Source organism: Rhizobium sp. YAF28 (assembly GCF_052113285.1).
Classification (GTDB): Bacteria; Pseudomonadota; Alphaproteobacteria; order Rhizobiales; family Rhizobiaceae; genus Rhizobium.
In genome coordinates, this window is the sequence record NZ_JBFRCX010000002.1 from 577,814 (window position 1) to 591,591 (window position 13,778).

Here is a 13,778-nt window from a genome sequence, read left to right on the forward strand (position 1 = left end):
GGCATAATTTCTCCCTGATATTTCCGGCACCTATATATACGTCGAAACGAGCCGCCCGGTTTCAATGAATCGCGACTGTCAAATCCGCCTCCTGCGGCACCAGACCGGAGACACCAGATATGGATCATGATGCCTACGCCGACGACTATCTTTCCGGCATTCTGAAATCCGTCAAAACCATCGCGCTGACGGGGGCTTCGCCCAATCCGGCCCGGCCGAGCAATGGTGTCATGGGCTATCTCCTGTCGCGCGGATACAAGGTCATTCCCGTCAATCCGGGGCAGGCGGGCAAGCAGATCCAGGGCCAGACCGTTTACGCACGTCTCGCCGACATTCCCGAACCGGTCGACATGGTCGATGTCTTCCGCGCATCCGAATATCTTGATGGGGTGGTGGACGAAGCGCTGGCACTCGAGCCCCGCCCGCAGGTTGTGTGGGCGCAGCTCGGCGTAAGCGACGACGCGGCCGCCGCCAAGGCCGAAGCCGGCGGCATCAAGGTCGTCATGAACCGTTGCCCGGCGATCGAGTATCCGCGTCTTTTTGGTTGACGCGGTCGGGCAGAACGGATTTTCCTCGGAACGCGCCGCGGTTGAAAAAGATCGCGGTTAACTTTCACATTCGAGCGGCTATGATCGCGCCCGTCAACAATTGTACGGGAGGACGACATGGCCAAAAACGATCCGGGATTCAACACGCTGGCAATCCATGCGGGCGCGCAGCCCGATCCGGCGACCGGCGCGCGGATTACACCGATCTACCAGACGACGGCCTTCGTCTTCAACGATTCCGACCATGCCGCAGCCCTTTTCGGCCTGCAGCAGTTCGGCAATATCTATAGCCGCATCATGAACCCCACCCAGGCGGTTCTGGAGGAACGCGTCGCGGCCCTTGAAGGCGGCACGGCAGCGCTCGCCGTCGCCTCAGGCCATGCCGCGCAGATGATCGTCTTCCACACGCTGATGCGTCCCGGCGAGAATTTTGTCGCCGCCCGCCGCCTCTATGGCGGCTCGATCAACCAGTTCGGCCATGCCTTCGAGAATTTCGGCTGGCAGGTGCGCTGGGCCGATTCCGACGACCCTGATGATTTCCAGAGCAAGATCGATGACAAGACGCGGGCGATCTTCATCGAGAGCCTTGCCAATCCCGGCGGCACCTTCGTCGATATCGCCGCGATCGCCGAAATCGCCCATCGCCACGATCTGCCGCTGATCGTCGACAACACCATGGCGACACCCTATCTCATCCGGCCGATCGAACATGGCGCCGATATCGTCGTGCATTCGCTGACCAAGTTCCTCGGCGGTCATGGCAATTCCATGGGCGGCATCATCATCGATGGCGGCACCTTCGACTGGTCGAAGACCGGCAACTATCCGATGCTCTCCAGCCCGCGGCCGGAATATAATGGCGTTGTCCTGCACCAGACCTTCGGCAATTTTGCTTTCGCGATCGCCTGCCGCGTGCTCGGCCTGCGCGACCTCGGCCCGGCCCTCTCGCCCTTCAACGCCTTCCTGATCCTGACCGGCATCGAGACGCTGCCGCTGCGCATGCAGCGCCATAGCGACAATGCGATTGATGTGGCCAAATGGCTGAAGGCCCATTCCAAGATCGCCTGGGTGAATTATGCCGGCTTGGAGGATGACCCGAACCACGCCCTGCAGCAGCGCTACTCGCCCAAGGGAGCAGGCTCGGTCTTCACCTTCGGCGTCAGGGGCGGCTACGAGGCCGGCAAGGCGCTGGTCGAAGGGCTGGAGCTTTTCTCGCATCTTGCCAATATCGGCGACACGCGCTCCCTGGTGATCCACCCGGCGTCCACTACGCACCGGCAGTTGACGGATGAGCAGAGGATTGCGGCCGGCGCTGGGCCTGATGTCGTGCGCCTCTCCGTCGGCATCGAAGACGTTAAGGATATCATCGCCGATCTCGAACAGTCGCTGTCGAAGATCTGACTGCGGATCGCTTCATATTCGCTCATCATCCAGTCAATTGCCTGACTTCCATCGAACATCATCGACATCGCCTCTATTGGTTTGCGTATCGTAGAGATGAGAGACTTCAACATGGAAAGAAGACAGGACGGGCGAAACAGATCATTGCAGGCCACAGCTGTAGTCGCGGACGGGGTAGGTCACCTTGATGTCGAACGGCGCTGGTCCCGGAAAGACATGCCCCAATCCCGCATCGCCATCAGCACGGGCGCGAGGGTCTGCCCGAACTCGGTCAAGGAATATTCCACACGGGGAGGGACCTCCGCGAAGACCTTGCGGGTGACGATCCCGTCGGCCTCGAGTTCGCGCAGCTGCATCGTGAGCGAACGCTGGCTCGGGTCTCCCACCAGGCGGCGTAGCTCGCCGAACCGACGCGGGCCGTCGAGGAGACGGTAGATGATCATCGGCTTCCACTTGCCGCCTGTGACATCCACGGTGATCTCGACCGGACATTTATAATCGACGTCCATCCTGCGCTCCAATAGTGTACTTTGTATCCCTATAAGCAAAACTATTGCCTACTTGCAAGTTCGCGTGTGTCGCACCTAGCTGGAAGCGAGCTTTTTGTGAGAGGTGCGTTATGCGAGCTGCGTTCTACGAAAGACAAGGGACTGCGAGAGAAGTGCTGACCATCGGCGAACTTCCCGATCCGCAACCCGGGGCCGGGGAAGTCCGGGTCAGGGTTCTCGCGTCGGGCATCAATCCTTCCGACATCAAGACGAGAACCGGATTTGGCGGAAAGGCGATGCCGTTCCGGAGGATCGTCCCGCACCAGGATGGAGCGGGCATCATCGACCGCGTCGGTCCCGGCGTGCCCGACGCCCGTATCGGCGAGCGGGTGTGGGTCTATATGGCGCAGACGGGCAGGGCGTTTGGTACCGCGGCGGAGTTCGTTTTGGTACCGTCCGGGCAGGCTGTCGGACTTGCTGCCAACGTGTCGTTCGAGACCGGAGCATCGCTCGGAGTCCCTGCGATGACTGCGCATCGATGCCTGTTCGCCGATGGGGACCTGCGCGGCAAGCGGGTTCTCGTCCAGGGAGGCGCGGGTTCGGTTGGCAACGCCGCCATTCTTCTCGCCAAGTGGGCCGGGGCATGGGTGGCGGCGACTGTCAGTCGAGACGAACAGGCGGACGTCGCGCGTGCGGCAGGGGCCGATCTCGTCATCAACAGGTATAGGGAGGATGTCGCGCAGGCGGTGAGATCGGCAACCGACGGCCGGGGCGTCAACCGTATTGTCGACGTGGACATCACCGCCAATATTGACACCGCAGTCGCTTGTCTCGCGCGTGACGGCGTTGTCTCGGCCTATTCCACGGAGTCGCCGCAAGCCACGCTCTCGATCCCCTTCTTCCCCGCGCTGCTCGGTGGCTTCGCTTTCCGTTTCGTCTACGTCTACACCATGCCGGAACCAGCGATGCGGGAAGCGGCCGAGGAAGTCTCTGCCTGCGCGGCTTCGGGAGCCTACGTTCCGAAGATCGCGGTGACGCTCGTGCTGGATCAGATCGCTGAGGCGCATGAACTGCAGGAAAGCGGCAAGATTGTCGGAAAGATTCTGATCGGCTTTTGATCTGCCGGCTGGGCCAAGGACGCCTTAACGGCGGAGGGTGCCCAGTACTCGTCCGTGGCCAACTGGGAGCCCCATGTCGTCGTTGATGGCCGCCTCATCACCGGCCAGAACCCTGCCTCGGCGAGACCGCTGGCAAAGGAACCGGTCGCCGCCTTGAAAAAGCTGGCGTAAGCCGATGAAGTAGACGGCGCCAGTACGTCGATCCGTTGTGGCAGGCGGGCAATCGAGTTGTTCGGAGGACAGTCTGGAAGCGTGGACCGCTTCCAGACTGTCCTTGTTGAGCGACTGCGTTAACGCGATCACGAAGGCCTGACGTTACTGCAGGCGCTCCTTCTTGGCACCGGTCGCGGCCAGTCGGCCTCGTCAGACCAGCTTGATCGTGACGTCGATATTTCCGCGCGTTGCCTTCGAGTACGGGCAAATCTGATGCGCCTCGTCGATCAGCGATTGGGCGACGTCGCGCTCTACGCCTGGAATGCCGACGTTAAGGCGAGCGGTCAGCGAGTAGCCGTCAGTGTCGGACAGGTTGAGATCGACTTCGGCATCGATCGTGACGTCACCGCCGAGCGTGATGTGCTTCTTCTTCACGATGAGCCCGATGGCACTCTCGAAGCAAGCCGACCAGCCTGCTGCGAAGAGCTGCTCGGGATTGGTGCCGATGCGCGCCGTGCCCGGTACGCCGAGCCTTACATCGAGACGCCCGTCGGAACTGCGGGCGACACCGTGTTCGCGACCGCCGGTGACGTGTGTCTTTGCGGTGTAGAGGACTTTGGGGTTCATTTTCTGGTCCATGACGCACTCCTTTTTGCTTTCGTTGCGGATGCCCCTGTTGGGCGGGTGTTTACTTCTTCGGTCAGGCGTCGGCGACGTCTATGAGCGCTGGCGAATGCCGTGGGCGCCAAGGACGGCCATTCGGCCGACCTCCTTCAGCTCTCGATACGGCCGGTTACGCCGCCGGTGCCATGTTCTGCATGGCCGCCAATGCTCCGAGGATTTGCTCGGTCGTCACGATGGCGCTGGCGTAGTTCGGCATGTTGATTTCCAGCGCCGCATGCATCATCTCGTCGGAATAGTCGGCGACCGCGTCCTTCACGACCGTCACGTCGTATCCAAGCTCGGCTGCGAAGCGGACCGTTGCCTCGATGCAGGTATGCGCGATCAGGCCGATGACGATCAGTCTGTGGATGCCCCGCCTTTTGAGCTGGTTGTCGAGGTCGGTGTTGGCAAAGCCGCTGGAGCACCAATGCTCCGATGCCACGACCTCGCCCGCAGCAGGAACGAACTCCGCCTTGAATTCTCCGCCCCAGGTGCCGAACTCGAAGGTCTTGCGCTTCCAGGCCAGCTTCTGAATAGGGGCGATATACTTCCAGTTCTCATAGTCGCCTTCGCGAAAGCGGTGGTGCATCGCGAAGAAGACGGGGAGTTTGACCTGCCGTGCCGCCTTGAGAATCTGCTCCATGTGCGGGACGCAATTGTTGGCCTCGGCGACCGCCTGTATGCGCGGCCAGATCTTGCCTCCTTCGGAAATGAAGTCGTTATACGGGTCGACCACCAGAAGCCCGGTAATGCCGTGTTCGTAGGACAGTTCGGTCATCGCATCCTCCTTTGGCGCTTAGGCGGCTCTCGACGATGACTGGTTACGAAGCGCAAAGCGCTCGATGCTCGCTGCAAAGAGCGGCGTCTCACCCTTGTTATGGGCGATCGACATCGGCTGGCGCTGCGTGCGGAACACCTCGAAGGGGATGCCCTGCCGATCCAGGTTCGCCAACATTTCGTCGGTGGCGAAGGACTGGACGCGGTTGGTGAACTCGCAGCGGTCCTTGTCGATTGCCTTGACGCTCAATTCCCAGGTCACATGGATGGTCACGCGGCCGGTCGGCGTGAAGACGTCGGAGTCTGAATCGAGGATCAGATGATCCTTCTCTCCGAGCGTCTCGACATAGTGCTGGACCATCAGGCTGCCGCCGATCGTCTCGACGTTGATCGACATGCGCGTGCCGTCAGGCGCGGTCGTAAAGCCGGCGGCGATATGGGCTGGCGAGCAGGACTGATATTCCTTCTCCGGCAGTGTGAAGCACCAGTTGGGAATGTCGATCTTCTCGATCGGCGCATTGATGATGGCGGTGAAGCTGGAATCGACGATCTGATTGTCGCGCATTGTCTGTCTCCTTCTTCGATAAGGGGTTGAGATCGCTGTGTCGGGCGGCGCGCACCGCGCCGCCCTGTTGTCAGATCGATTTGCGAAGCGGCTTGAACGCGGCGCGCAGATCTTCGGTCAGGAACATGGGTTGCTCCCAGGCTGCGAAGTGGCCACCCTTGGATGGGAGGTTGTAGAAGATGAGCTGCGGATAGGCCTTCTCGGCCCAGCTCTTCGGAGCCTGGTAAATCTCGTCGGGGAAGGCGCTGACCGCGACCGGTATCTTGATGCCGCGCGGATCGAAGAAACCGCCGGAGGGGAAGTGGGCGTTGTCCCAATAAAGCCGGCCGGAAGAGATTGCGGTGTTCGTCAGCCAGTAGAGCGTGACGTTGTCGAGGATATCGTCCTTCGAAAGCCCTTCCTGTTTTCCGTCGAAGACGCGGGCGATCATGTCATAGCTGCGGATGTCATGATCGAGCATCCAGGCGGCAAGGCCGATCGGGGAGTCGACGATGCCATAGAGCGTCTGCGGCCGGTTGTTCATCTCGATCGCATAACCGAGGCCGTTCTTGTAAAAATCGTCGAGCTGCTCATAGGCGCGCTTTTCATCGGCCGAGAGGCTGTCGGGTGCGGGGGCGCCTGACGACAGCAGCTTGGCAATATCGGCAGGTACGGTGGCCGCCATGTTGGTGTGGATGCCGAGAAGGCCGGCCGGTTCCTGCACCGCCATCAGTTCGGTGACGGCATTGCCCCAGTCACCGCCTTGGGCGACATACTTCGTGTAACCGAGACGCTGCATGAGCGCGGCCCAGGCCTTGGCGATGCGCGGCGGATTCCAGCCCGGCTCAGTCGGCTTGCCGGAGAAACCATAGCCGGGAAGCGAGGGAATGACGACATGGAAGGCGTCTTCGGCGCTGCCGCCATGCGCTGTCGGATCGGTCAGTGGCCCGATGATCTTCAATTGCTCGATGATCGATCCCGGCCAGCCATGGGTGATGATGATCGGCAGCGCATTCTCGTGCTTGGACTTCACATGGATGAAGTGGATGTCCAGCCCATCGATCTTCGTGATGAACTGCGGGTAGGAGTTGAGCTTCGCTTCGACCTTGCGCCAATCGTAGTTCTTGGCCCAGTGGTCGGCGAGCTTCTTGATGGTGGAGAGCTGAACGCCCTGCGAGTGGTCGCTCACCGTCTCGCGATCCGGCCAGCGTGTGGCGGCGACGCGGCGATGGAGGTCTTTGAGGGTTTCGTTCGGAAAATGAACGTGGAACGGCTTGATCGCCTCATCGGCTGTGGCAGCAAGCAGATGGGAAGGCAGAAGCGCGCCTGAACTTGCAACCGCCACGCCCAGGGAGGCGGCGGCGAGAAAACGGCGGCGGTCCTGGTCGATTGCATCAGCGACTTCGGTCTTGATCATGGCTTTCTCCTCGGGGATCAGGATGTTGCAGTTGCACGTTTGTGCTGACCGAAACCTACTGCCGTATGCCGAGAAGCGCCCGTTATGCGTTGTTAGCTGTTGTCAGGAGACGAAAGCGGAGCATGTTAACAACAGCCGATATTCGCGCATCGACTGTTTTTCTCCCGTTTCAATACCTTCGGGTAGTGGCACGGATCGAACTGCTGGACTAATGTCCGCCAGCGCACAGACGTCGGCCAGAGGGATGAGCCATGGCGATCGTAGCAGTCGGGGATATCAAGGGAATTCGCTTCGGACCGTTCAAGCTGGCGGTAGGCGAAAGGCTTCTGAGCAGGGAGGGTGTCCCTGTGGAACTGGGCGGACGTGCCCTCGACATTCTTGTAGCGCTCGTGACATCCCCAAATGAAATCGTCAGCAAGAAGGAGCTGATGGACAGGGTCTGGCCCGACGCCCTCGTCGAGGAAGGCAGCCTTCGCTTCCATATGGCCGGGCTACGCAAGGCCCTCGGCGATGGCCAGGACGGCGCGCGCTACATCACCACGATTGCGGGGAGGGGCTACTGCTTCGTCGCACCCACTGTCGCCGTGTTGCCCGATCATCGCGATAGCCCGCTCGTCGAGGACGTGTTTCCGCATGCGAACCTTCCTCCACGGCTCGCCCGAATGGTCGGCCGTGACGTCGATGTCATGAAGCTGGGCGCACAACTGACGGATTCCCGGCTCGTCACGATCGTCGGCCCGGGCGGAGTGGGAAAGACGACCGTCGCGATTGCTGCAGCCCATCAGGCCGCCGAGGTTTTTGCCGGACACGTGCTGTTCGTTGATCTCGGCGTGGTCGCCGATCCGAAACTTGCTGCGACGACGATCGCTGCCCTGCTCGGACTTCCGGTCCAGGCCGAAGACGCGACACCCGATGTGATGCGGTTTCTCAGGGACAAACGCCTTCTCCTGATCCTCGATACCTGTGAGCACCTGGTGGAAACGGTCGCCACCATTGCTTCGTCCATTCTGGACGCCGCACCACAGGTGCATATCATTGCGACGAGCCGTGAGGCGCTGCGCATCGACAGCGAGCGCATCTACAGGTTGGATGCTTTGGGATATCCACCGGAAGTCAATGAAGCGCCGTCCGCAGCCGTTCAGCAATATCCGGCAGCGCAGCTTTTCGTCGAACGTGCGATAGCCAGCGGTGCCCAACTCGACGGAAACGAGGCCGAAGCTGCAATTGTCTGCGACATATGCCGAAAGCTCGACGGGGTCGCCCTGGCCATCGAACTCGCCGCCAGACGCGTCGAGGCCTATGGTTTGGAGCAGACCGCAGCATTGCTCGATCAAAGGCTGACACACCTGTGGCAGGGTTTGCGGACAGCCCCGCCGCGCCAGCAAACGCTGCAGGCCACCCTCGACTGGAGCTATGGGCTTCTGTCCGAAACCGAACGTGCGGTGCTGCGCAGGCTCGCGGTGTTCGTGGGAAATTTTCCACTCGATGCTGCTTTGGAGGTGGTGACGAACGACACGCTCGATCGTGCTTCGGTTTTTGCGGCTATCGACAATCTAGTGGAAAAGTCGATGGTGGCCGCCCGCCCGATCGGTGCCATGATGCGTTACCGGCTTCTCGACACCACGCGCGCCTACGTGATCGAACTCGGCAGGGACGACGAGTGGCAGGAACTGGCGAGGCGGCACGCAGCCTATTGCCGCCTTTGGTTCGAACAGAACGGCAGCGAGTGGACGTCGCTCTCGACCCCCTTGGAGCGAGCGCCGCACTTCAATGCAGTCGATAACGTTCGCAGCGCACTTGAATGGTGTTTTGGAGAGAACGGCGACACATCGCTCGGGGTCGGCCTTGTCGCCTCCGTTGCTCCTGTCTTCCGTGCGATGGGCTTGCTGCCGGAGTGCCAACGATGGACGGAGCGCGCACTCCAGTCGCTGGACGATGCCACCCGTGGCACGAGCGAGGAGATGCAGCTCCAGGCGGCATTCGGAGTATCGATGATGTTCATGCGAGGCCACAACGAGATGTCGGCTGCCGCGCTGAACAGGAGTCTGGAGATAGCCGAAGCGCGCGGCGACGACCTCAATGCCGCAAGACTGCTGGGACCGATCCACTTCTTCCATCTGCGCAGCGGCGAGTTCAGGCTATGCGTGGAATACGCCGAGCGCTGCACCGAGATCGCCGATCGAATAGGCGATCCTGCGGCGACCACGCTATCCAGGGCTCTTCTCGGCCTCTCTTACTGTCTGGTCGGGCGCCTCGCTGAAGCACATGCGACGCTGAAACCCGTTGTCGAGCCCGCTCTTTCGCCAGCCAGCAAGCAGATGCATTACGGCTTCGATCACTACACCTGGGCCAGGATAGGCTGGTCGACAAATCTCTGGCTGGAAGGCCATACCGACCGGGCTCGCGCGGTGATCCGCCAATGCTTCAAGGATGCGGAGACGATGCGCCATCCCGTATCCTTCGCGATCTCGCTGAGTTCGATCGCGACGCTTCTGTGGATCGGCGATTTCGACGTGGCGGAGGAACACTTGGTTTCCTTCATCGCCCGCGCGGAGACCCAGGCTTTCGGCCCATATCTCTCCATGGGGCATGCTTACAAGGCCGAGATCGCGATACGGCGGGGTGACTTCGAAGCCGGCGTTACGGCGCTGCGTAAACAGCTGGAGGATCTTCACGCCACACGCTTCGAACTCTTCACAGTGCGGTTCCACTTCGTTCTCATCATGGGCCTTCTGGCCGGCGGGCGATCTGCCGAAGCATGGGAACTCGCAGAGGAAACCGAGCAGCTGATCGAGGAAAAGGGCTACTATTCCTACCTTCCGGAGCTTCTGCGGCTGAGGGGCTGCATTCTTTTGGCTGCACCAGGACTGAGCCACATGGATGCAGAGACCTGTTTTACGTTGTCATTGGACGTGAGCCGCAGGCAAGGCGCTGGCGCCTGGGAAATCCGGGCGGCAACTGATCTGGCGAGGCTCTGGACGGAGCATGGGCGGACCGAGGAAGCCGATGGGCTGCTTCGACCCGTTTATGAGCGGCTGACGGAGGGGAGGGACACGCCCGCTCTTCGTGCGGCCGCGCAGGCGCTCGCGCAAGCCGGCTGAGAGGCACGGAGCGCGCTGTAATTGCAGCGATCTTTTATTGGTGGTGACGGATTTGGCGTGAAGGCGGCCAAGCCGATCATTCGCGGAAATTGCCGGACATGGTGGCTGCTATCATCCCTAAAATCGTTTGATTTCAATGAGAAGTCTGTCAAAGCTATGTGACGGACTACACCTGAGGAAAAGCCTTCATGTTTTTGCTTTCCGTCGCCGCCATCTGGGCGGTGGCCGCCATCACGCCAGGTCCGAACTTCCTCATCGTCGTCCGGACGGCGCTGGAGGGTTCGCGAAGCGCGGCAGTGGCCGTCATCGCTGGCGTCATCCTAGGCACCTTCTGCTGGGGGCTCGCCGGCTGGCTCGGCATCAGCGCACTCTTTGCGGCCGCACCTTTCGCCTATCTGTTCCTGAAGGTCGCCGGCGGGCTCTATCTCTGCTTCCTCGGTGCAAAGCTCGTCTGGAGCACCTGGCGCAAGGCGGGCAGTGGAGAGCCGCAAGCCGTGCGGGCAGGGATCGGCCCGAAGCAGGCTTTCTATTCGGGGCTCGCAACCAACCTCGCCAATCCGAAATCGGCCTTCTTCGTCGCCTCGCTCTTTGCGGCGACGCTGCCGGCCGAGCATAGCTGGATGCAGGGTGCTGCTGCCGTCGCCACGATGGTTCTGGTCTCCTCGCTCTGGTACTCGTTCGTGCTGACAGTATTGCGCAACCCTGCCGTTGCAGGCGTCTATGCGCGCGGCCGTAGAACACTTGACGCCGCGGCCGGCGTCATCTTCATGGGCTTCGGCCTGAAACTTCTGACCTCAGCGCGATAACCATGGCAAACATGATCTCCTTCGATATCGACAGCGTCGAACCGGAAGTCGGCGCTCCCGCCGCCGAGCGCATCATTTCCGGCAATCCGCAATTCCGCACCTGGAACCTGGAGGAGGCCGAGGGCGGCCTATATTCCGGCATCTGGGAGGCAACGCCTGGCAAGTGGCGGATCGTCTATGAGGAGTGGGAATATTTCAGCCTGCTCTCCGGCCATTCGATCGTGACCGAGGATGGCGGTGAGCCGGTTCATCTGAAGGCGGGCGACCGGATAATCCTCAGGCCAGGCTTTAAAGGAACCTGGGAAGTCGTTGAAACGACTCGCAAGGATTATGTGATCAAGGTCTAAAAAGCTGCCCGGATGGATGGCTTTTGATCATTCTCGTTAATAGTGTCTACATCATCAAATGATAGATCTTATCTGCAGCGCATTGCGGACATGATGTCTCCTGCCGTCACCATAGACATGGCCTTGCAATTCATCTTTTCGGGATTGGCATGTCGTCGAATCTTGCAGGTAGGCACGTTCGAACCCAAACGTCTTCCATCATTGCGACAACCATCTTCTTCCTCGTCGTCGCTCTCGTGCTGACGGGCCTCATGGCCCATGTCGTCGCCACGATGAACCGGTCTGCAAACAAGATCGATGATGCCAGGGCCACGCGCGCTGCCCGTGCAGCGATCTCGGCCTTTGCCAATCGTTTGAGCGCGACAACCACGGACAACGCCGTATGGGATGATGCCTATAAAGCGATCTCATCTCCTGACGCCACGGATTGGGCCTATGAGAACTGGGGCAAGACCACAGCGGATTATCCGCTCTATGACGGCGCGGTCGTGATCGGCCCCGACCGCTCTTCGGTCATCTCCGCATATGCCAAAGGCAAGCCCTTCCAGCCTAGTGCTTCTTTCGGCGAAGCTTTTTACCAGCAGATCGACAAAGCTGCTGAATCCGGACAGGCGCCGGTGGTCAATTTCATCCGAACCGAAACGGGCATCGCGCTGATCGTGTCACAGGCAATCCAGCCTTTCACCGCAGAAGGCGAGCTTCCGAAGCTGAGTGTGCTGAGCCTCTACAAGGATCTCACGTCGGAGGTTCTCGACACTTTTTCGGACGAGCATGAACTCGAAGGGCTGCGCCTCGCCGCCGCGCCCGAGTCGGGCCTGCTGAACACACCGATCACGGACATAGGAGGTGGCGTCATAGGCCATCTTGTCTGGCCCAGCAAAGCGCCCGGAACCGCCGTGTTTCACGAAGTCTATCCTTACGTCGCGGCTGCTGTCATCATCCTTGCGATGTTTCTGGGTGGTGTTCTGCTGGTGGGTGCAGCAGAGGCGCGCCGCCTGCGCCAATTGGCGCAAGCGGCGATTTTCGAAGCGAACCACGATAGCCTGAGCGGCCTGTTGAACAGGCACGGGCTTCTCGCACTGCTGGAAGAGCTGGAAGATACCGATGTTGCGCCACCCCGGCTCTATCTGGTCGATCTCGATGGATTCAAGGCTGTCAACGACGCCTGGGGGCATGCGGTAGGGGATGACCTGATCCGGATCGTCTCGAACGCCCTGATCGCCTGTCACCCTGAAGTCGTTGCGGCCGCCCGGCTGGGAGGCGACGAGTTTGCGCTGGTGCAGATTGGAACCGCCGCGCGTGGGGAGATAGAAGAGACTATTCTGGCGCTGTTCACCGAGCCCTTCAAAATCGAAGGGCGAACGATCGAAGTTGGCGCAAGCATCGGAGCTGCCGCACGTGACGGAGACGTACCGCCTTTGGAGCTTCTCCGCAGGGCGGATATGGCGCTCTATCGTGCCAAGGCAAACGGCAGAGGCCGGGCGATCGAATACGACCCGGAGCTGGATCTGGAACGCCAGAGGGTCGCCGAAATGGAAGCTTTGTTGAAGAGCGCCATTAGCAATGGTGCGATCGAAGCCTTTTTCCAGCCTCTCGTCTCTGCTGCGACAGGTGCTGTTACTGGTCTTGAAGCGCTAGCGCGTTGGCGAGTTCCAACAGGGAACATAAGCCCTGAGATTTTCATCCCGCTCGCCGAAAGGTGCGGCCTCATCGATGCGCTCGGCGCTCATATGCTGAAAACATCGATCGGGCATGCCAAGAACTGGCCTGGCCTGTCATTGTCGGTGAACGTTTCGCCGGTCCAACTCTGCAATCCGGAATTCGCCGCCGAAGTGATCTCGCTTCTGCAGGAGCTCGATTTCGATCCGAAGCGTTTGACATTGGAGATCACGGAAGGCGTCCTGATGACAAATCCGGAACAGGCCCGCAGGTCGATAGATCACCTCAAACAGGTCGGTATAAAATTCGCGCTTGATGACTTTGGCTGCGGCTATGCAAGCATCGGCGCATTGCGGCAGTTCGGGTTTGATCGCATGAAGATCGACCGTTCGCTCGTATCCGCTCTCGACCAAGCCTCGAATGGCGCCGATGTTCTGAGAGCCACCATCTCCCTGGCGACCGCTCTGCAGATTCCCGTGACAGCTGAAGGTATCGAGAATACGCGCCAGGCGGCGATCCTGCGTGAGGCCGGCTGCGACCAGCTGCAGGGCTATCTGATCGGAAAACCTATGTCGGCACTCGAGATATCCAGCAAGCTTCAAGAGCTTGCCGCATAGATTGCGGCAGCACACTCGGGTGGTCGTCCGGTCCTCGGAGCATTTTGGCGTCTGAAAACGACATTTTCACGCATTGCTGCGGCAATCGACCGCAGCCCTGCGGCAATAGGGCCGCACCTCATTTACGAAGGCTTTGTCA

12 protein-coding genes and 1 pseudogene are annotated in these 13,778 nt (G+C 60.5%); 8 read left to right on the top strand and 5 right to left on the bottom strand.

What is annotated here, in order from left to right; all coding sequences use genetic code 11:
- Window positions 1-119: 119 nt before the first annotated feature.
- Together AB4Z13_RS07200 and AB4Z13_RS07205 are read left to right on the top strand one after the other, a co-directional pair.
- The gene (locus tag AB4Z13_RS07200) at window positions 120-548 is read left to right on the top strand and encodes a CoA-binding protein (protein ID WP_310382939.1); all 429 of its coding nucleotides are present in this window, start codon (window positions 120-122) and stop codon (window positions 546-548) included.
- A gap of 117 nt (window positions 549-665) precedes the next feature.
- The gene (locus AB4Z13_RS07205) at window positions 666-1,949 is read left to right on the top strand and encodes an O-acetylhomoserine aminocarboxypropyltransferase (RefSeq protein WP_439014659.1); all 1,284 of its coding nucleotides are present in this window, start codon (window positions 666-668) and stop codon (window positions 1,947-1,949) included.
- Between the two features lie 179 nt (window positions 1,950-2,128).
- Here the strand turns inward: AB4Z13_RS07205 and AB4Z13_RS07210 are convergent, their stop codons facing one another.
- On the bottom strand, window positions 2,129-2,458 hold the full coding sequence (locus AB4Z13_RS07210) for a winged helix-turn-helix transcriptional regulator (protein WP_310382941.1): 330 nt from the start codon (window positions 2,456-2,458) through the stop codon (window positions 2,129-2,131).
- A gap of 152 nt (window positions 2,459-2,610) precedes the next feature.
- Between AB4Z13_RS07210 and AB4Z13_RS07215 the strand changes: the two genes are divergently transcribed.
- Window positions 2,611-3,555 carry an NADPH:quinone reductase gene (locus AB4Z13_RS07215; protein ID WP_439014661.1) on the top strand — a complete coding sequence of 315 codons (945 nt, stop codon included), beginning with the start codon at window positions 2,611-2,613 and terminating at the stop codon, window positions 3,553-3,555.
- 15 nt (window positions 3,556-3,570) lie between these two features.
- Window positions 3,571-3,726, top strand: a pseudogene (locus AB4Z13_RS07220) (type 1 glutamine amidotransferase domain-containing protein); the annotation flags it as partial.
- 192 nt (window positions 3,727-3,918) lie between these two features.
- Here the strand turns inward: AB4Z13_RS07220 and AB4Z13_RS07225 are convergent.
- The 4 genes from AB4Z13_RS07225 to AB4Z13_RS07240 form a co-directional block, all read right to left on the bottom strand.
- Window positions 3,919-4,347, bottom strand: coding sequence for an organic hydroperoxide resistance protein (locus AB4Z13_RS07225; protein WP_310382943.1), 429 nt, complete (start codon window positions 4,345-4,347; stop codon window positions 3,919-3,921).
- Window positions 4,348-4,501: 154 nt separating this feature from the next.
- On the bottom strand, window positions 4,502-5,149 hold the full coding sequence (locus AB4Z13_RS07230; RefSeq protein WP_113324460.1) for an isochorismatase family cysteine hydrolase: 648 nt from the start codon (window positions 5,147-5,149) through the stop codon (window positions 4,502-4,504).
- A gap of 18 nt (window positions 5,150-5,167) precedes the next feature.
- The gene (locus AB4Z13_RS07235) at window positions 5,168-5,713 is read right to left on the bottom strand and encodes a hypothetical protein (RefSeq protein ID WP_439014662.1); all 546 of its coding nucleotides are present in this window, start codon (window positions 5,711-5,713) and stop codon (window positions 5,168-5,170) included.
- A gap of 70 nt (window positions 5,714-5,783) precedes the next feature.
- Entirely contained in the window at window positions 5,784-7,109 is a 1,326-nt protein-coding gene (locus tag AB4Z13_RS07240; RefSeq protein WP_439014663.1) for an epoxide hydrolase family protein, read from the bottom strand.
- Window positions 7,110-7,360: 251 nt separating this feature from the next.
- Here AB4Z13_RS07240 and AB4Z13_RS07245 point away from each other — a divergent pair, with 251 nt between their 5' ends.
- The 4 genes from AB4Z13_RS07245 to AB4Z13_RS07260 all read left to right on the top strand — a co-directional run bounded on the left by AB4Z13_RS07245 (window position 7,361) and on the right by AB4Z13_RS07260 (window position 13,639).
- Entirely contained in the window at window positions 7,361-10,210 is a 2,850-nt protein-coding gene (locus AB4Z13_RS07245) for an ATP-binding protein (protein WP_442205947.1), read from the top strand.
- A gap of 188 nt (window positions 10,211-10,398) precedes the next feature.
- A complete protein-coding gene (locus AB4Z13_RS07250; RefSeq protein ID WP_310382947.1) occupies window positions 10,399-11,016 on the top strand; it encodes a LysE family transporter in 618 nt (205 codons plus the stop codon).
- A 2-nt stretch (window positions 11,017-11,018) separates the two neighbouring features.
- Window positions 11,019-11,363: a cupin domain-containing protein gene (locus AB4Z13_RS07255; RefSeq protein WP_439014665.1), complete on the top strand. Its 345-nt coding sequence runs from the start codon at window positions 11,019-11,021 to the stop codon at window positions 11,361-11,363.
- A gap of 149 nt (window positions 11,364-11,512) precedes the next feature.
- Window positions 11,513-13,639 carry a bifunctional diguanylate cyclase/phosphodiesterase gene (locus AB4Z13_RS07260; protein WP_310382949.1) on the top strand — a complete coding sequence of 709 codons (2,127 nt, stop codon included), beginning with the start codon at window positions 11,513-11,515 and terminating at the stop codon, window positions 13,637-13,639.
- Window positions 13,640-13,778 lie beyond the last annotated feature (139 nt).